16 protein-coding genes are annotated in these 18,776 nt (G+C 65.1%); 6 read left to right on the top strand and 10 right to left on the bottom strand.

Annotated features, from left to right (window positions below):
• Positions 1-8 precede the first annotated feature (8 nt).
• Positions 9-1,421: a YcjX family GTP-binding protein gene (locus AIOL_RS06985; RefSeq protein WP_049642328.1), complete on the bottom strand. Its 1,413-nt coding sequence runs from the start codon at positions 1,419-1,421 to the stop codon at positions 9-11.
• 68 nt (positions 1,422-1,489) lie between these two features.
• Between AIOL_RS06985 and truA the strand changes: the two genes are divergently transcribed.
• On the top strand, positions 1,490-2,254 hold the full coding sequence (gene truA, locus AIOL_RS06980; protein ID WP_049642327.1) for a tRNA pseudouridine(38-40) synthase TruA: 765 nt from the start codon (positions 1,490-1,492) through the stop codon (positions 2,252-2,254).
• A 115-nt stretch (positions 2,255-2,369) separates the two neighbouring features.
• Here truA and AIOL_RS06975 read toward each other — a convergent pair whose 3' ends face one another.
• From AIOL_RS06975 to AIOL_RS06945, 7 genes are all read right to left on the bottom strand, one after another.
• A complete protein-coding gene (locus AIOL_RS06975) occupies positions 2,370-5,372 on the bottom strand; it encodes an FG-GAP-like repeat-containing protein (RefSeq protein ID WP_049642326.1) in 3,003 nt (1,000 codons plus the stop codon).
• 32 nt (positions 5,373-5,404) lie between these two features.
• Positions 5,405-5,830 carry a hypothetical protein gene (locus tag AIOL_RS06970; protein WP_049642325.1) on the bottom strand — a complete coding sequence of 142 codons (426 nt, stop codon included), beginning with the start codon at positions 5,828-5,830 and terminating at the stop codon, positions 5,405-5,407.
• Positions 5,831-5,946: 116 nt separating this feature from the next.
• Positions 5,947-7,137, bottom strand: coding sequence for a tetratricopeptide repeat protein (locus AIOL_RS24900; RefSeq protein WP_049642324.1), 1,191 nt, complete (start codon positions 7,135-7,137; stop codon positions 5,947-5,949).
• Positions 7,134-8,282, bottom strand: coding sequence for a tetratricopeptide repeat protein (locus AIOL_RS06960; protein WP_268760227.1), 1,149 nt, complete (start codon positions 8,280-8,282; stop codon positions 7,134-7,136). Before AIOL_RS06960 ends, AIOL_RS24900 begins: the two co-directional genes overlap by 4 nt.
• A 30-nt stretch (positions 8,283-8,312) precedes the next feature.
• Entirely contained in the window at positions 8,313-8,660 is a 348-nt protein-coding gene (locus tag AIOL_RS06955) for a sel1 repeat family protein (protein ID WP_152912412.1), read from the bottom strand.
• A 94-nt stretch (positions 8,661-8,754) separates the two neighbouring features.
• Positions 8,755-9,498 carry a prepilin peptidase gene (locus AIOL_RS06950; RefSeq protein ID WP_049642321.1) on the bottom strand — a complete coding sequence of 248 codons (744 nt, stop codon included), beginning with the start codon at positions 9,496-9,498 and terminating at the stop codon, positions 8,755-8,757.
• A 20-nt stretch (positions 9,499-9,518) separates the two neighbouring features.
• Positions 9,519-10,040, bottom strand: coding sequence for a hypothetical protein (locus AIOL_RS06945; RefSeq protein WP_152912411.1), 522 nt, complete (start codon positions 10,038-10,040; stop codon positions 9,519-9,521).
• Between the two features lie 190 nt (positions 10,041-10,230).
• Between AIOL_RS06945 and parA the strand changes: the two genes are divergently transcribed.
• From parA to AIOL_RS06930, 3 genes are all read left to right on the top strand, one after another.
• Positions 10,231-10,869 carry a ParA family partition ATPase gene (parA, locus tag AIOL_RS06940; protein ID WP_049642319.1) on the top strand — a complete coding sequence of 213 codons (639 nt, stop codon included), beginning with the start codon at positions 10,231-10,233 and terminating at the stop codon, positions 10,867-10,869.
• A 148-nt stretch (positions 10,870-11,017) separates the two neighbouring features.
• Positions 11,018-11,698 carry an HdaA/DnaA family protein gene (locus AIOL_RS06935; protein ID WP_049642318.1) on the top strand — a complete coding sequence of 227 codons (681 nt, stop codon included), beginning with the start codon at positions 11,018-11,020 and terminating at the stop codon, positions 11,696-11,698.
• Between the two features lie 41 nt (positions 11,699-11,739).
• Positions 11,740-13,914 carry an RNA degradosome polyphosphate kinase gene (locus AIOL_RS06930; protein ID WP_049642317.1) on the top strand — a complete coding sequence of 725 codons (2,175 nt, stop codon included), beginning with the start codon at positions 11,740-11,742 and terminating at the stop codon, positions 13,912-13,914.
• Between the two features lie 46 nt (positions 13,915-13,960).
• Here the strand turns inward: AIOL_RS06930 and AIOL_RS06925 are convergent, their stop codons facing one another.
• Positions 13,961-15,100: a pyridoxal phosphate-dependent aminotransferase gene (locus tag AIOL_RS06925; RefSeq protein ID WP_049645300.1), complete on the bottom strand. Its 1,140-nt coding sequence runs from the start codon at positions 15,098-15,100 to the stop codon at positions 13,961-13,963.
• Between the two features lie 54 nt (positions 15,101-15,154).
• On the opposite strand from AIOL_RS06925, the gene AIOL_RS06920 reads away from it, so the two are divergent.
• Positions 15,155-16,501, top strand: coding sequence for a M48 family metalloprotease (locus AIOL_RS06920; RefSeq protein ID WP_053101214.1), 1,347 nt, complete (start codon positions 15,155-15,157; stop codon positions 16,499-16,501).
• A 17-nt stretch (positions 16,502-16,518) separates the two neighbouring features.
• A complete protein-coding gene (locus tag AIOL_RS06915) occupies positions 16,519-17,265 on the top strand; it encodes a DsbA family protein (protein ID WP_049642316.1) in 747 nt (248 codons plus the stop codon).
• A 6-nt stretch (positions 17,266-17,271) separates the two neighbouring features.
• On the opposite strand, the gene ispG is transcribed toward AIOL_RS06915, so the two are convergent.
• Positions 17,272-18,396: a flavodoxin-dependent (E)-4-hydroxy-3-methylbut-2-enyl-diphosphate synthase gene (ispG, locus tag AIOL_RS06910; RefSeq protein ID WP_049642315.1), complete on the bottom strand. Its 1,125-nt coding sequence runs from the start codon at positions 18,394-18,396 to the stop codon at positions 17,272-17,274.
• Positions 18,397-18,776: the final 380 nt, after the last annotated feature.

Here is an 18,776-nt window from a genome sequence, read left to right as displayed (position 1 = left end):
CCCAGTCCTCATAGCTTGTCCCCGATCAAGAATTGAATCGCCTGGTCCAGGCGAATATGGGGCGGGCCCTCGCCGGGCTTGAGCGAGAGCGACGCAGGCGCGAAACTCATGGCTTGGTAATCCGCATCCAGCCACCTCTCGGCCCCCTCGCGCGCCGGGGACAGGATACGCGCGGGGTCCTGCGGCAGGTCACCGGGATGGAACGCCGCTTGCCGCCCGTCGGCCAGGCGCCCGCGCACCAGATCCAGTTGCTTGCCTTGGTGATCGCGGCGCTCCTGCACGGTTGCGCGCAGGCTGGCGATGGCCATGGCCGCGGTCTTTGCCCCGGCGAAGTCCGCACGGGTCTTTGCGTCTTTCAACAGCGCCTCCATGATGGCCGCCAGTTGCCCGTGCTGCGCCTGATGCAGATGATCGGCCTTGGTGGCGGCGAAGAGGATGCGCTCTACCCGCTTGCCCAGGAAGAGCTGGCTTAGAAAGCCGTTCCGGCCGGGCCGGAAGGCGGCCAGGATATCCGCCATCGCGCGGCGCAGGTCTTCGGTGGCGCGGGGCCCGTGGTGGATCGCGCCCAGCGCGTCCACCAGCACCACCTGACGGTCGATCCGCGCGAAATGGTCCCGGAAGAAGGGCTTCACCACGCCGCGCACATAGGCGTTGTAGCGCCGCTCCATCTCGCGCCAGAGGCTGCGGCGCGGCGCCCTATCAGGTTGCGGCAGTGGCGCAAAGGTCAGCGCAGGCGAGCCCTCCATCTCGCCCGGCAGCAGGAAGCGCCCAGGGGTGCAGTCGGAATAGCCCGCCACGCGCGCCGCATTTAGATAGGCGGTGAAGGACGCGGCAAGCGCTCGTGCCGTGCCCTCGTCAAAAGGCGTGGCAGGGTCGGTGGCCCCGGCAGCCTCAATAAAAGCGGCGGCCGAGCTGCGCTCGGCGATCCTTTCCAGAACCTGCCGCGACCACTCGGCATAGCTGAGGTCCAGAAGCTCTAGGTCAAGCAGCCACTCGCCGGGATAGTCCACGATATCGAGGTGGATCGTGCGCGGGTTTTGCAGGCCCGCCAGAAGCCCGTCGGGCTTGACCCGCAGGCTGAGGCGCAGCTGGCTCACGGCGCGGGTGGAGGCGGGCCAGTGCGGCTCGGGCGCGGTGAGCGCGGCCAGATGCGTCTCATAGTCAAAGCGCGGCACGGTGTCGTCGGGCTGCGGCTGAAGATAGGCCGCCTGGATGCGCCCTTGCTGCGCGGCGGCCAGCCCGGGCATCCGGGCGCGGTCCAGCAGGTTGGCCACCAGCGAGGTGATGAACACCGTCTTTCCCGCGCGGCTCAGCCCGGTGACGCCCAGACGGACCGTGGGCTCGAACAGCGCGCCGCTGATCGCGTCCGAGGTCCGCTCGACCCCGCGGGTCAGCCCGTCTGCTATGTCGCCAAGGATCACGCTGTCGCCCTCCTGCGTCCTAGATAGGGGTGCTGGACGCGGCGCGCCAGAGCGGATAACCCGCCGCCATGCCGCGTTACGCCTTGAAGATCGAGTATAATGGCGCCCCCTTCGCCGGGTGGCAGCGCCAGGCCGAGCATCCATCGGCCCAAGGCGCGATTGAGGCCGCACTGGCCAGGCTTGAGCCGGATGTGCCCTCGATCGCCGCCGCGGGGCGCACCGACAGCGGGGTGCACGCGCTGGGCCAAGTGGCCCATTGCGACATGGCCCGCGATTGGGAGCCGTTCCGTCTGTCCGAGGCGCTAAACTACCACCTAAAGCCGCTGCCCGTGGCCGTTGTGGACTGCGCCGAGGTGGACCCGGAATGGCATGCGCGGTTCTCGGCGGTCGAGCGGCGCTATCTCTACCGGATGATCTGCCGCCGCGCGCCGCTGACCTTCGAGGCAGGGCTGGCCTGGCGCGTCTCGAAAGAAATGGACGTTGCCGCCATGCAGGCGGGGGCGGATTTCCTGCTGGGCCAGCATGATTTCACCACCTTTCGGGCGTCGGAATGCCAGGCCAAAAGCCCGGTGAAGACGCTGGACGCGCTGCGCGTGGAGCGGTCCGGCTCGGAAATCCGGTTCCACGTGCGCGCCCGCTCGTTTTTGCACAACCAGGTGCGCAGCTTTGTCGGCACGCTCGAGCGCGTTGGCGCGGGGGCCTGGGCGCCAGAGCAGGTGCGCGACGCGCTTGAGGCGCGAAACCGCGCCGCCTGCGGACCCGTTGCGCCGCCCGATGGGCTGTATCTGGCCGGGGTCAGCTATCCCGAGGATCCCTTCCTTAGCGGCGCGTAATCCAAATGTGCGCTTCCGCGCGCTCTTTCTTAAGTTGGGGTCCAGGCGACGCGTCCCATCGGCGTGGCGCGCTGCCGCGGTCTGGATATGGGTATTTAAGATGAGAGGAAGCCTATTAGCGCGTGATCACATAGGTCGCGCCCGCGGCGAGATTGGACAGAGCGGTTGTGCCGCCATTCGCCCAATGCACCGTCAGCTTGGCGATCTCCGGCGCCGCGCCCAGCCCAAAATGCGCGACCGGCGCATCAAAGGACATGAAACCGCCGCCGGATTGGATCTCGCGGTAGAGCTTCGTGCCGCCCGGCAGTTCCGCGATCAGACGCGCGCCGATCCCGTGACTGTTCCCTTTGGTATCGCGCAGCGCGATCTGCACCGCGTTGCCGTCCTGGCTGGCGTTCTCGAACAGCACCAGCGGCCCGTTCACCGGGTGCGTCAGCACGTCCAGGTCGCCGTCATGGTCCATATCAAACGCCACGGCGGCGGCGGTCATCAAGTAGTCCTCGAGCCCGAAGGGGCCGGAGACTTCGGTGAATCGCCCGCCCTGGTTGTGAAAGAAAAGGTTCGAGGGCGAGACCTCGTTCGGCACCCAGGTGCCGTTCACGATATAGACGTCCTGCAGCCCGTCATTGTCGAAATCCGCCACCTTGGTGTCCCAGGACCAGCCGCCGACCTCCAGCCCCTCTGCCGGGGCGGTGTCGGCATAGCCCGCGCCCTGCGGCGTCAGCAGGACGTTCGACTGGCGGATCTGCTCGAGCGTTGTATTGAAAACCGACATCAACGGCGCCTCGAAGGGCTTGAAATGGATGTCGCAATAGGCGCGGGGCTGGGTCTGCCCCGCCGGGATCAGCCCGCAAAGCGAGGGATCTTGCTTTTGGATGGCGAGGTCCTTGACCAGCATCGCCTTGCACTCTGCCTGCAATTCCCCCTCCAGAGCCTGGCAGCGCGCGGCATAGGTTGGATCAAACCGATTGCCAGATTTGTACCAGTCTTTAATCGCCATGTTGCGCTGGCAAAGAGCTTTGTCCGATGGATCCTCCACCGCGTTGCAGTATTTGTGCAAGTCCTGCATCTTCAGGCGATCCGAGACGCCCGAGGAGCGCCCCGCAATTTGCGCAAAATACAGCTGTACTTTTCCTACATTGTGCAGATCCGCGGTCTTGATCGCCATGGTCGTGTTGGTCGTGTAGGGAATTTGCGCATCTGACCGCGTGATCGGCACTAGGCCTCCGGCCCCGTCGCCGCGATAGACGTAATCGGGCAGCTCAAAATCATTGCCCACCAGCAGATCCGCCGCGCCATCTTGGTCGATATCGGAAAACAGCATCGAGAGCGTCTCGCCCGGCAGCCCGGGCAACTCGACAAACCCGTCACCATAGCCCGCGCCGTCGTTCAGCACCACGCGGTTGCGGCTCTCTTCGCCGGGGATGCGCCGGTACCAGCCCGCGGCCCAGTTGCCCAGCCCCGCGTCCAGGTCGCCATCACGGTCGAAATCGGCAAAACTCAGCGCCAGGGATAGCATCGCATCTTCGCGGTTGCGCACGGGCTGCGCCGCGGCGAAATCGAACACGCCTTCCAAGTTGCGCACCCAGAAGTTTCCCTCCAGATAGCTCGCTAGGAACAGATCCAGCCAGCCGTCATTGTCGATATCCACCAAAGCGGCGTTGAAGATGTCCTTGCCCCCGAACCCCGCCAGATCCGCGCCGGTCTGCGAAAACAGCCCCGCGCCGTCATTCTGGTAGATGTATAGCCCCAGCTCTGTCGAGGCGATCACCACGTCCAGGTCGCCATCGCCGTCGATATCGCCCGTCGAAAGCGACCGCCCCTCCCAGAACGGCGGCCACATGTCCTTCATCGAGAACTCTAGCGGTTTGTCGATGCCCCGCGTCTTGGCCTCCACGCGCCGAAAGACCGTGTCATGCGCAGGCGAGCGCGGCGAAAAAGGGCGGGCCTCGACGGTCGCCTCCTGCGCGTAGGCCGCGGGCAAGATCAGTCGTTCGAACCCCAAAAGCAGCTCCAAGGCCCGGTTCGTCTGCCAAGTGTGGTAGCTATGCGCCGCCACCCCGCCCAGAACGCCCAGGGCCACCACCGCCGCCGCCAGCAAGTTGCCCGCGCGGGCCGAGATCGTGCTGGCCACGATCAGGTAGCTGTAGATGCTGAATGTCCCCAGCGTGAACAAGAGCGCGAAGACGTAGCCATGGCTGAGCCCGCTGGACAAGAGCACCCCCGCCAGCACGACGTCAAAGGCGATGGGCACCGGCAGGAACGTGCCCACCAACGCGATCAGCAGCAGCACACCCAGCGAGAAGCCCAGCCCAAGGATCAGGTCCTGCGGCAGCAAAGTCCCCGCCGTCGCGCCCAAGAGCCCCGCCAGAAACATCAGCGGCACAGTGGTTTTGATGATGAACCACAGATTCGCGCCGTAGCTGCGCATGAAGGCATAACCCGCCTCGGACCAGCTCTCATCCGCCCCCAGATCCCAGCCCTGCGGCGCGATGACCTGCGGTTCGCGCTGCACCTGCTCGGGCGGTAGAAGGCGCGCAATCAGCGGTACCGCCACCAGGATCACCAGCAGCGACAGCGCGATCTTGGCCACGCCCATGTAGAACGGCAGCAGGCTGAAGGTCATCGTCAGCACGATCACATTCAGCGTGGGCGAGGCGATCATGGCGCTCAGCGCGGTCTCGGCCCGCAGCCCCCCCGCGTAAAGCCCGCGCGCAATCGGGGCGGCGCAGTTCACGCAGACCCCCAGCGGCGCCCCCATGGCCAGGCCAAGCATCGAATTCGAGAACCCGCCCCGGAAGGACCGCTTTTGCAAATAGCCGAACAGGGTCAGGAACGCCGCGGCGATCAGCACGCCAAAGGTCATGCCCTTCTTGTTGGTGTCCAGCCAGTTCACCGTGGACTTGGCGATGCGCTCGTAGACGGGCATCTCGGGCGAGACCGGGAAGACGATATCAAAGCTGATCGGGTCCTCCAGCTGGATCGCGCCCGACATCATCGCCTTCTCGTCCAGCTGCGGATAGCGCGAGCCGGTCCAAAATAGCACCGCCAGCACAGCGACCAGCAGCACCGCCAGGGCCAGACGTCTCTCGGTGAAGCGTGCCACGAGGCTTGTCATAAGAGTTCCTGCGATGTGGCGCGTGGCGGGCTTTACTCGGTCCCGTCTAGATCAGCGCCGGACTTGGTCTCTTTCAATGGCACGATCGTGCCCCGCGATACCTCAAAGATCCCGCTCATATGAAAGGGCTTCAACGTGTAGTCCCGCGCATCGCCGCCGCGGCCGTTATCAATTGGCTTTTTGATCTTGATCTTCTCATCCGTCGCCGCGCTCAGTGTGTATTGGTAGAACCCGTCGCGCATCCGCCCGCCGCGCACGCGGAACACGGGCAGACCACGGCTGGCGGTCTCGACGGCCTCGAAATCGTCGGGGCCGAGGATTGTCAGCGTCGCATTGGTAAAGCCCAACCCGCCGCTAAAGGACAGCGCGCCGGCCTGCAGGCGCGGCTCCACATCGGCCGCGAGCGCCGCGCCAGACGCAAAGATCACCGAGAAAATCGAAAGTAATGCTTGTTTCATAGCCAGATACCTTCCTAAACATTTCAAACGCGCCTCAGGGGGCAACAAATCATACGCCCCACGGTTGCGATAATACGGCGGGCGCGGGCGCATTTCAATGAAAGTCCCGCTTGCCGCTACGGGCGCCCCTCAACAACTTCAGCCCACAGTTGCTCGGCCAAAGCCTGTGCCGCGTTGACCTGCGACACCGGCATCTGAAGCGCGAATTTGTCGCGCAGAGATATCATACTCGCATCCCCCAGCGACCCCGCCAGAGTAAGCCAGGCATAGCCCGTCTCAAAGTCCTGCAAGACGCCGCGCCCGCCAAATAGCAGCATCCCGTAATTCGCCATAGCGGCGGGCAACCCGGCTTGGGCCGCCAACTTAAACGCCCGCGCCGCTTCGCGGTAGTCGCCGATATCCGCTGCCTCGGCGCTCAGCAGGTAATGCCCCAGATAGTAATTCGCCAAGGGATCGCCCAGTTCGGCGCCGCCCACATAAAGCTCTAACTTATCCGCCGAGATCGGCTTTAGCCTTGCGTCGAAAACAAGCTGCAGCTCCTGCGCCGCGGTGTCCGCAACGGCCATGCGCAGCAGCTCTGCCGCGCGATCCTCGTCCACTTCGGTCCCAAACCCGTTCTCATACATCACGGCCAAATTCTTCATGCCCTCGGGCAGGCCCAGTTCTGCGGCCTTTTGGAACCAAGCGAAAGCCGCGTCGTAATCTGTGGCCACCCCGTCGCCGCGCACATAGAGCAGGCCGAGGTTGTTTTGCGCCCGGGCGTGGCCGCGCTCTGCGGGGCCCTGGTAAAGCTCTAGCGCCCGCGTGAAATCCTGCGCAACGCCGCTGCCCTCTTGGAGCAACAGCCCCAGCGAGACCATCGCGTTGTCATGGCCCAGCGCCGCGGCGGCCCGGAACTGCTCGGCCGCGGCCGCAGGCTCGGGCGCGCCATGCAGCCCCTGGTTCAGCGCGCTGCCGAGCTGAAACATAAAGCCCGGATCACCCGACGCAGCCGCATCCCTGAGCAAGGCGATGCCACGCTTTGGGTCCTTTTCCACGCCGAGCCCGACCAGCAACATTCCGCCCAAAGCATTCGCCGCGCGCGGCTCGTTTTGGGCCACGGCCCGTTCGTACCAGGCCGCCGCCGCTGCGTTGTTCTGCAATACGCCCGCGCCCGTTCGGTAGCGTTCGGCCAGGGCAAACTGCGCGCCTGCGTCGCCGGCATTGGCGGCCGCGCGGATCTCTGAGAGCGATTGTGCGAAGCCGGGAGCCGCGATCAGATAGACCGCCAAGGCGATCGCAAAGGAAAGCGCGGGCAGGAGCTTCATTGCGCGCGCATAAAGGCCTTGGCGCGTGCCTGCGCCTCCGCCACCTGCTCGGGGGTCATCAGACTGGCCAGGGTGTCGCGGCGATCCACCGCCGCTTCGCTGCCATTCGCGGCGGCGAGGTTGGCCCATTTATGCGCCTCGACATAGTCCTGCTCGACCCCGGCGCCGCCCGCGTAGATATCTGCCAGGCGTTCCTGCGCCGGGCGCATGCCGCCCTGCCCCGCCGCCAGGATCAGCGGCAAGGCAGCCGCCGCGTCGGCGTCAACGCCCAGCCCGTCCGCAAAGATCAGCCCAAGTCGCAGCGCCGCGTAGGGTTCGGCGCTTGCGCGATCCTTCAGCCAGTCGCGCGCCGCGGCATTGCCCGTCTCCGCCGCTGCCGCCACCCAGTGAATGGCGCGCTCGGGCTCTTCCTGGTTGGCAAAGACGCCCTCCAAGACCATCTCTCCCAGGCGCATCTGCGCGATCTCACTGCGGCCAAGCTCGGCAATTTGGTAGTACTTCAGGGCCAGATCCGGATCTGGGGCGATGCCCTTGTCACCGCTGTAGAGGTCTCCCACCACAAGGGCGGCGCGGGTCAGCCCTTGGTCAGCGGCACGCGTGTACCACTCCAGGGCCTGTTCCACATCTTGTTCCAAGCCAACGCCGGTCATGTAGGCATATCCCAAGTTCGACTGCGCGCCAGCCTCGCCCTTGACCGCGGCCCTGCCCAGCAGGTCCAGTCCCATTGCCAGGTCTTCCTCGGCGGCATTCTCGGCAAACAACAGCGTCGATCCGTGGACACGCTGCGCCATGGTATGGCCGTTGCTCGCAGCCTGTATCAGCCACTCCTGCGCGGTCTCTTCGTTCTTGGGAAAGCCAGTGCCGCGCGTGTAGTTGTAGTATAGCGACATCTGCGCCTCGGCATTGCCACCCTCCGCCGCTTGCAGCAGCCAGCGCGAGGCCTGCGCGGGATCAGCCGCGGTGCCCTCGCCGCGCGAATACATCTGCGCCACGTCCAGCTGCGCGGGCGCGAACCCCGCGCGCGCCGAGGCGCGCAGCAACTGGAACGCGCGTTCGACGTCGCCCTCCACCCCGCGCCCAACGCGATGCAACCGCCCCAGGTAATAGAGCGCATCGGCTTCCCCTGCCTCGGCCCCGGGCCGCAGAAGCTCCGCCGCTCGGACGTAGTCGGGCTGCTAGGGATTGCCGGACATGTAGACCCGCGCCAGCAGCGTGTGCCCCTCGGCGTGACCTTGTTGCAAGGCGGCCTCTAACCATTGCGTCGCCTCAGCGCGGTCAAAGGGGCCGCCCTCGCCATTGGCGATCATGTAGCCCAGGCGGAATTGTGCAAGCGCGTTCCCAGCCTCTGCATGCGCACGAATGCCCTCGCGCGCGGCAGTATGGTCCCCGGCCTGGTAGGCCGCAGAGACCACCCCCAAGGGGACAAGCTCGCCCTCGGCGGTTTGCTGCGCATGCGCCGCCATCGCCGCGGTTAGCGCGAGCGCGCAGGACATCAAAGCAACGGTGGATGCAGCTTTACTCATTTTCATGGCTCTACGTTTATCGGTTCATGCAATGTATTCCAGCCCAAAGCACGCGGGCGTTTATGCGGCACCAGACCCAAGGACACGGGTTCCCTTATACAACCATTAAGACGACAAATGTAGCGCCGATCAAGTATGTGCCAAATGGGATGCGCGCCTCGGGATGTGATACCCCGCCACCCCGCCATCGCTCGACGGCGGTCAGCACCAAGGCAAGCATCGCCGCCACAAGGGTCACCCATGGCATCGCGGCCCAGCCGACCAGAGCGCCCAGCCCGGCGGCGAGTTTCACATCCCCCAGGCCCAGCCCCTCGCGCCCGCGCCATTGGAAGTAGCCCCAGCGCACAAGCCAGAACGCGGCCAGGGCCCCCGCCCCCGACAGCAGCGGCTCGATCAGGCTGCGGGAGGGGTCCTGGATCGCCCAGCAATAGGCCAGAAGGGCCAGCGCGCCGGTTAATGGGTCAGGTAGGCGGAGCGTGTGCAGGTCGGTGTAGAACAGCGCCACCAGGCACCAGAACGCCCCCGCCAGCATGGTCAGCGCCACCGGGCCCGATGCGATAGACCCCGCCAGAACCGTCACCAGCACCGCCGCCAGCTCTATTCGCAGCAAATGCCCCGGGTAAGGCGCGCCGCAGGCCGCGCAGCGCTGCCGTAGCGCCAGTGCCGACGCGATCGGCACCATGTGCCGCCAGCGCAGTCGCACGCCGCAGGCCGCGCAGCTAGATGGCTCTAATAGGGACCGCCCCGCGGGCAGGCGCTCCACCAGCACGCCAAGAAAAGACCCGACGGCGGGGCTGAGCAGCAGCAAAAAGGCGAACCATGCGGATTGCAGCGTCATGTCAAGCGCAGGCGCGCGACCTAGCGGATCGTCGACAGCTCGACATCAATGGTCCTGCGGCGCAGGGCCATCGCGCCAAGCGGATCCAGGTCGGGATGTTTCTGAAGAAGCTCGTCGAAACCCGCCCTCGCGGCGACCAGGCGCTCGATCGCGTCGGCATCGGCCACGCCTTTGTTGATGGCGCGCCGGGCGATCTCTTGATCCGCGGTGGCCTGCACCGCCAGCGCGGCAGAGCGCCCGCGCCCGTCCAGCACCGAGGCCACGACGCGAGCCTCGGCCGAGGCCTTCTCGTACTTGCCGCCCCGCAGCAGCGCATGAGCGTATTCCAGCCGAAGACGCGGCTCCAGCGGACCGGCCTTCTTTAGCAGGTTGGCATAGCCGCGCTCGGCCTTGCCGTATTGGCCGCGCTCTAGCGCCGTTCGGGCGACAACGTAATTGTCGCGAAACCCCGCCTTGCTGGCGGAGGGCGCAAAGGACGCCCCATTGGTGTTGCAGCCCACAAGCAGCATACTGGCAAGCAATAGCCCGGTTACCCGTTGCATTTTCCCCAGTCGCCTCACGCTCCATCCCTTTCGAATCAGCGCCTTAAGTCTAGCACGGGCGCGCGCAAAGGTCATAACCCGCATCCAGGCCCATCTCGCGCGCGCAGCCGCGCAATTGCCGCATAGCAGCATTTCATTGTGCAGGCGCAGCATTTCAGGCATACTGGCCGAGATTTCATTGGGGGATTCCATGCCAGGCCACGTCATCACACTTGCTCAGCAAAAGGGCGGCTCCGGCAAAACGACACTTGCGGCGAATATCGCGGTCGAGCTCGCGTCACGGGGCTCAAGCGTCGCCGTGGTGGACACCGACCCGCAAGGCAGCCTGGGGCGTTGGTTCATGACCCGCCTGGAGCAGGTGGACGCGCCGGGCCTGGACTTTGCCACCGCCTCGGCCTGGGGGGTGAGCTATGAGGTCAAGAAGCTTCTGGACAGCCACGATTTGGTGCTGATCGACACCCCGCCCAAGGCCGACAGCGACGCCCGCCACGCACTGCGGGCCGCGGACCTGGTGGTCGTGCCCGTGGCAGCCTCGGCGGTGGACCTATGGGCGACGGACAGCGTGCTGGAGCTTTCCGAGCGCGCAGATGCCCCGGTGATGACCGTTCTGAACCGCGCGCGCGCCGGCACTAAAATTGCGGACGCCATGGTCGGAGAGTTGGCAAATCTAGGGGCAACAGCGGCCAAGACCGTCATCGGCAATCGGGTGGTCTTCGCGGAAACCCTGGGGTTGGGGCTGGCCGCGCGAGAGAAGCAATCGACAGGGCCCGCCGCACAGGAGATCTCGGCCCTCGCCAGCGAGATTCTGGGGCGCCTCGCCAAAGGCTAGGACGCGCGTGCCCCCCGATGGCCCCTGGAAGGCACAGGCGTAGACGCATATGTTAAGCAAATCGCGCCATACTGGACCGACAAAACCGGTCGCACCCCTCTAAACGCGGGTTTCAAACCCCGACAGATCCGCTATACTCTGCGCCCTCATGAGCGAGCAGCTGACATTAAACCTGCCTTCGGAACCCGCCCTGGGGCGTGGCGATTACTTTATCGCGCCCAGCAATGCGGCGGCGGTGGAGGCGATCCAGTCCTGGCATGATTGGCCACAGGGCAAAATGCTGCTGGTCGGTCCGGCCCGGTCCGGCAAGACCCATTTGGCGCATGTCTGGGCGGCGATGGTCGGCGCGCGGATTGCGCCCGCCGCGGAGGTGCCCGGCCAGGTCGAGGCGCTGGCCGCCGGCCCCATCGCCGTTGAGGATGCCGACCGTATCGCGGGGGACAGGGCTGCCGAGGAGGCGCTGTTTCACCTTCATAACCTGGCGCTACAGAACGGCGCCCCGCTTTTGATCACCGCCGCGACCCCTCCCGCGCGCTGGGACTTGTCCCTGCCGGACATCAAGAGCCGCCTGCAGGGCACCGGCATGGTGAGCCTCGACGCCCCCGATGATCAGCTGCTGGCGGCCGTCTTGGTAAAGCTCTTCGCGGATCGTCAGATCGCGCTGGATGCAGATCTCTTGCCCTACCTCATGATACGTATGGAGCGCTCGTTTGCGGGCGCGGGCCGCCTGGTAGACGCGCTCGACCAGGCCGCGCTGGCGCAGAAACGGCGCATCACCAAGGCTTTGGCCGGGCCGGTACTGGACAAATTGGCCACCGAGGCGTCATAACTGTCACTCCTCCGTAACATTAGCCTCCTAGCTGGGTGTGTATGACTTTTTCCGATTTTCTCAGGGCCCCGTTTCCGCCCGCTGTTGAGCTTCCCGACGAGGACTTCGCCGGGTCGAGGCGCTTCTTTAACCGCGAGCTTAGCTGGCTGGGCTTCAACTGGCGGGTGCTGGAAGAGGCCGAGAACCCGCGCGCGCCGCTGCTGGAGCGGCTGCGGTTCCTGTCAATCTCGGCCGCCAACCTTGACGAGTTCTACACAGTGCGCGTGGCCGGTCTGCGCGAGCTGGCGAACGCGGGCAACACAACACCGGCCGCCGATGGCCTTTCGCCGGCGGACCAGTTGAAACTCATCGACGAGGACGCGCGCGGGCTGATGATGCGCCAGCAGGCGGTATGGGACGGGCTCAAGGCCGAGATGGAGGGCGCTGGGATCACGCTGGTCCGGCGCGACCAGCTGACCGAGGCAGACATCGCGCATCTTGACGAGGTGTTCATGGCGCAGGTCTTCCCGGTGCTCACGCCTCTGGCCGTCGACCCCGCGCACCCATTCCCCTTCATCCCCAACACCGGCTTCACCCTGGCGCTGCAACTGGAGCGCAAAAAGGACCGGCGCGACCTGCGCGCCTTGCTGCCGATCCCGCAGCAGATCGACCGCTTCGTGGCCCTGCCGTTGGAGGATGGCGGGCGCCGCTTTCTGCCGCTCGAAGAGCTGCTGCTCTTGCATGTCGGCACGCTGTTTCCCGGCTACAAGCTGAAGGGCCACTGCGCCTTCCGGGTGCTGCGCGACAGCGATATCGAGGTCGAGGACGAGGCCGAGGACCTGGTGCGCGAGTTCGAGGTGGCGCTAAAGCGCCGCCGCCGCGGCGAAGTGATCCGGCTAAAGCTCTCGTCCGGCGCGCCAAGCGCGCTGCGTCGCGTCATTATGGCCGAGCTTGGCGTGGACGAGGCCGAGGTGATCGAGTTCGACGGGCTGATCGGGATGGCCGACGTGAAAGAGTTGGTGCTGGACGACCGCTCGGACCTGCAATGGCCGGTCTTCACGTCGCGGGTACCCGAACGCGTGCAAGACCACGAGGGCGACATGTTCGCTGCCATCCGGCAGAAGGACATGCTGCTGCACCACCCCTACGAGACCTTCGACATGGTCATCCGCTTTCTGCAACAGGCGGCCATCGACCCAAATGTCGTGGCAATCAAGCAGACGCTCTACCGGACCTCGAATGAAAGCCCCATCGTGGACGCGCTATGCGAGGCGGCGGAGGCGGGCAAGTCCGTCACCGCCCTGGTCGAGCTTAAGGCGCGCTTTGACGAGGCCGCGAATATCCGCCAGTCCCGCAAGCTAGAGCGCGCGGGCGCCCATGTCGTCTATGGGTTCCTCAACTACAAGACCCACGCCAAGATCTCGACCGTGGTGCGGCGCGAGGGAGAGAAGCTGGTGACCTACACGCATTTTGGCACCGGCAACTACCACCCAATCACCGCGCGGGTTTACACTGATCTGTCGCTCTTTACCTGCGACGCGCGGCTGGGGCGCGACGCCACCAAGGTCTTCAACTATGTCGGCGGTTACGCCCCGCCAGATGGGATGGAGAACCTGGCGATCTCGCCGATTTCCCTCAAAGGCAAGCTTCTAGAGCTGATCGCGGCAGAGGCCGAGCATGCCGTGGCTGGTAAGCCCGCCGAGATCTGGGCCAAGATGAATTCGCTCGTCGAGCCCGATGTGATCGACGCGCTTTATGCGGCCTCGCAGAAGGGCGTTAAGATCAGCCTCGTTGTGCGCGGCATCTGCGGGCTGCGCCCGGGCATCAAAGGCCTAAGCGAGAACATCCGGGTGAAATCCATCGTCGGCCGCTTCTTGGAGCATTCGCGCATCGTCTGCTTTGGCAACGGGCACGGGCTTCCGGCGAAAAGGGCGCGCGTGTTCATCTCGTCTGCGGACTGGATGGGGCGCAATCTCAATCGTCGGGTGGAGACGCTGGTAGAGATCCAGAACGCCACCGTGAAGGCGCAGATCGTCGGGCAGATCATGGCGGCGAACCTCGCGGATCAGTCGCAGAGCTGGGTGATGGCGGCGGATGGCAGGTTTACGCGCGAGGACGTCGCCGCAATTGAACACCCGTTCAATTGCCACCGCTTCTTCATGGAAAACCCCTCTCTTTCCGGGCGCGGCACCGCCGGCGCCGCGGATGTGCCAGAGCTGACGCACACGGAAGAGTAAAGACCAGGCGCGCAGCGGCGCCCCCTACGTGGTCCACCGACCAGGCTTACCGCCGCTGCATGAAGTCCCGCAACCGCGCCAGCCCTTCGACCATGTCCTCGGTGGAGCGCGCGTAAGAGAAACGCAGCGTCCCGGCCCCGCGCTTGGCGTCGAAATCCAGCCCCGGGGTCACTGCCACGCCCGCCTCTGCCAGGATCTCGGCGGCGAAACCCCGACTGTCCTGGGTCAGTTCGCTCACATCGGCGTAGACATAGAAGGCGCCATCGGGCGGCGCGAACTTGTCGAACCCGGCCCCCGGCAGTCCGTCGATCAGGAGGCGCCGGTTCTCGCGATAGACATCCAGATTTCCGCGCAGTTCTTCGTCGCACTCCATCGCGGCCAGCGCGGCGACCTGGCTGACATGCGGCGCGCAGATGAACATGTTCTGGGCCAGCCGCTCGACGGTGCGGATGTGGTCCTCTGGCACGACCATCCAGCCGATGCGCCATCCGGTCATGCTGAAGTATTTCGAGAAGGAGTTGATCACATAAACATCGTCGCTGATCTCCAGCGCGCTGACCGCCTTCCGCTCGTATTCCAGCCCGTGATAGAGCTCGTCCGAGATGAACGCCGTGCCCTGCCCCTGCGCGGCCTCGATCAGCGCCGTCAGGGCGGCGCGATCCAGCATCGTGCCGGTGGGATTCGCCGGGCTGGCCACCATCACGCCGGCCAGATCACCGGGCAGATCGCCCGGCACCGGCTGCAAGCGGTTTTCCGCCGCGGCGTCGATCATCACCGGCGTCAGGCCCAGCGCAGTCAGGATGTGCCGGTAAGACGGGTAGCCGGGCGCGCCGATGCCGACGTGGTCGCCGCTGTCAAACAGCGCGTTGAAGGCCAGCAGGAACGCCCCGGAGGAGCCCGAGGTGACGATCACGCGGGCGGGGTCCAGGTCAAGATTATACCAGTCTTTATAGAGCCTTGCGATGCGCGCGCGCAGCTCTGGCAGTCCCAGCGCCACGGTATAGCCCATAGGATCGCGGCCCATCCGGGCCGCCACCGCCTGTTGCGCGCCGAGCGGCGCAGGTGTGCCGGGCTGGCCCACCTCCATATGGATGATGTGCCGACCCGCAGCCTCCGCCTGCCGGGCGGCCTCCATCACATCCATCACAATGAAGGGATCGACCTGGCTGCGCCTTGAGTTCCGCATCTCTGTCTCCGAATATGCCCGTGTCACCTGCACCCCAAAAATTGCGAGAGGTCAATGGCGGGCATTTTTCGAGCGCATAGCCTAGTTTCGATTAAAATCCTTCTAATCGCAGCGGTGCTGATGGCGTCGGCCCTGCCCGGACGCGCGGTCACGATCCTGCGAGACCCCGATATCGAGCACGCGCTGCGGCAATTGGCGCTGCCCTTGATCAACGCCGCCGGGCTGTCGACAAACATCCGCGTGCTTGTGGTGCGCGATCCAAAGCTGAACGCCTTCGTGGTGGATACCAAGCATATTTTCATCCATTCGGGACTGATCCAGAAGGTGAAGACCGCCGAGGAGTTGCAGGCGGTTTTCGCGCATGAGCTGGCCCATATCGCCAATGGCCACCTCACGCGGCGGCTTGCCAACCGCCGGGCCGCCTCTGGTGCGGCGCGGTTCGGGCTGCTCTTGGCCTTGGCCGTTGGTGCTGGCACTGGCAATGCCGAGGCCGCGGCTGGTATCGCGACCGGTTCGGCCAGCTCCGCCAGCCGGGTGTTCTTGGGCCACACGCGGGCCGAGGAATCCTCTGCCGACCAGGCGGCGCTGCGTTACATGGCGCAGAAAGGGATCAACCCCAAAGCCATGGCGGATGTGCTGGACTATTTCCGCGGCCAAGAGGTGCTGAACGCCGCGCGGCAGGACCCTTACATCCGCAGCCACCCGCTGACCCGGGACCGCATGCGGGCAGTGCATGGCTATGCCGCGGCCTACAAAAACGCCGCCAAGCCGAACCCAGAGGCGCAGTATTGGTTCGCGCGCGCCAAGGGCAAGCTCTCGGCGTTTCTGAACGCCCCCAGCTTCACCCTGCGCAAGGTGAAGAAGAAGGACGGCTCTGATATCGCCGTGATGCGCCGCGCCATCGCCTATCACCGCAAGCCCGACACCAAACGCGCGATTGCCGAGATCAACAAGCTGGCCGCGATGCGCCCGAATGACCCCTATGTGCACGAGCTGCGCGGGCAGATCCTTTTGGAAAGCCGCAACTACGCCGCCGCCGCCCAGGCCTATCAAAAAGCCGTGAGCTTGGCGCCGCGCAACGCGCTGATCCTGGCCGGTCATGGGCGGGCGCTGGTGGCGCTGAACACGCGCAGCTCCAATGCCCAGGCGCTGAAGGTGCTGGTTGCGGCAAGGGCGCGAGACGCCCGTGATCCAAGGATGATGCGCGATCTGGCCACGGCCTATGCGCGGGCTGGCAATAACGGCATGGCCTCGCTGATCACCGCCGAGCGCTACGCCATCACCGGCAATCTCAAGACGGCGGCGGTGCATGCCAAGCGCGCCGCCGGATTGCTGCCGCAGGGTTCCGCGGGGTGGAACCGCGCCCAAGATGTGCTAGGAGCGGCTAAACGCGCCGGTTAACCAAAGGAACTTTGCTGATGCTCACCCGCCTGCTCTCTGCCACCGCCCTGGCCCTGGTTGTTGGGGGGCCGGTCGCCGCCTTTGACATGAGCGCGATGAGCGCTGAAGAGCGGGACGCGCTCCGATCAGAAATCCGCGCCTATCTGCTGGACAACCCAGAGGTGCTGATGGAGGCGATCCAGGTTTTGGAGAGCCGCCAGGCCGACCAGCAGGCCGCCGATGACATCGCACTCTTGCAGGTCAACGCCGACGCGTTGCTGAACGACCCCACAAGCTGGGTCGGCGGCAACCCGGATGGCGACGTGACCATCGTGGAGTTTCTCGATTACCGCTGCGGCTACTGCAAGCGCGCCCACCCAGAGGTTGCCGAGCTGATCGCATCCGACGGCAATATCCGGCTGATCGTCAAAGAGTTCCCGATCCTGGGCGAGGAATCGGTGCAAGCCTCGCGATTCGCCTTGGCGGTGCGCGAGGTCGGCGGCGATGAGGCCTATAAGGCCGTGAATGATGGGCTGATGACCATGCGCGGCCAGATCAGCGAGCGCAGCCTGCGGGCGATGGCCTCGGATCAGGGTCTTGATGCGGATGCGGTGATGGCCGCCATGTCCAGCGAGGCCGTGCAGCGGATCATCGCGCAGAACCGCGCCCTGGGGCAGCGCCTGTCGATCAGCGGCACGCCCAGCTTTGTGTTCGGGGATCAGATGGTGCGCGGTTACGTGCCGCTGGATGCCATGCGCGAGATTATCGCCGAAGAGCGCGGCTAACGCGCGCTACTCCGCAGCGGCGGCGGGCGCGGCCTCAATCGCGGCGGCCCGCGCCTCGACCTGCTCGACGATATGTTCGATCATTTGGTCGTTTGACAATTTGTGGCTCTGCTTGCCCGCCAGATAGACCATGCCGGACCCGGCCCCGCCGCCGGTAAAGCCTACATCGGTCATCAGCGCCTCGCCGGGCCCGTTCACGACGCAGCCGATGATGCTCAGCGACATGGGCGTCTTGATATGCTCCAGCCGCTGCTCGAGGATCTCGACAGTCTTGATCACGTCAAAGCCCTGGCGCGCGCAGGAGGGACAAGAGATAATGTTCACACCGCGGTGGCGCAGGCCGAGCGCCTTGAGGATCTCATAGCCCACGCGGACCTCCTCGACGGGGTCCGCGCTAAGGCTTACGCGCAGCGTGTCGCCGATCCCCATCCAAAGCAGGTTGCCCAAACCGATGGCGGATTTCACCGTGCCCGCATTCAGCGTGCCCGCCTCGGTGATCCCGAGGTGGATCGGTGCATCTGTGGCCTCGGCCAGGGCCTGATAGGCCGCCGCTGCGAGGAAGACATCAGAGGCTTTGCAACTGATCTTGAACTCGTGGAAATCATTGTCCTGAAGGATCTTGATGTGATCGAGACCGCTTTCGACCATCGCGTCCGGACAGGGCTCAGCGTATTTCTCCAGCAAGTGCTTTTCCAGACTGCCCGCGTTAACGCCAATGCGAATAGAGCACCCATGATCTTTGGCCGCCTTGATCACCTCCTTGACGCGTTCGGCAGAGCCGATATTGCCAGGGTTGATCCGCAGGCAGGCCGCGCCGGCCTCCGCCGCCTCGATGGCGCGTTTGTAGTGGAAATGGATATCCGCAACGATCGGCACCGGACTTTGACGCACCACCGCGGCCAACGCCTTGGTAGATGCCTCATCGGGGGTCGAGACCCGGACAATGTCAGCGCCGGCCTCGGCACAGGCCCTTACCTGTGCGACGGTCGCGGCGACATCCGCGCTGTCGGTGTTGGTCATTGTCTGCACCGAGATCGGTGCGTCGCCACCAACGGGAACATTCCCGACCATGATCTGGCGAGATTTGCGCCGATAGATATTGCGCCAGGGGCGGATGTGATTGTGGTCCATGGATGCGCCTCAACGCTGCCGCGTTCACGTCTTAGATAGGTCGCCTCCGGACGCCAAGCAACCGCGAATCCTTGCAACTCTTTCGCGACGCCAAAGCTGTTCGCGAGCAACGTGAACCGGGCATTGAATCGGACTCCGACGGAAGGCACTGATACAGCGGGCGCTTGCCTTCGGATTGATGCCGCAAGTTAAAGGCGGACCGCTGTGATGACACGTCTGATTCCGGTGTGAAGAGCCCCTTAATACTGCCTAACCTTTGGTTAACAGCGCGATCAGAAGTTCCCCCGTCCACCCTCCCCTATCTTCCGGCGATTCGCCTTAAGGGGAGGTAAAGAAACATGTTATCTTCTCGGGCGAGCCCCTTGAATTTCCATAGCCTT

It is taken from the genome of Candidatus Rhodobacter oscarellae (assembly GCF_001078595.1).
GTDB classification, from domain to species: domain Bacteria; phylum Pseudomonadota; class Alphaproteobacteria; order Rhodobacterales; family Rhodobacteraceae; genus Rhodobacter_B; species Rhodobacter_B oscarellae.
The sequence above is the reverse complement of the archived record's forward strand: the minus strand, read 5'-3'. Positions and strand labels throughout refer to the sequence as shown.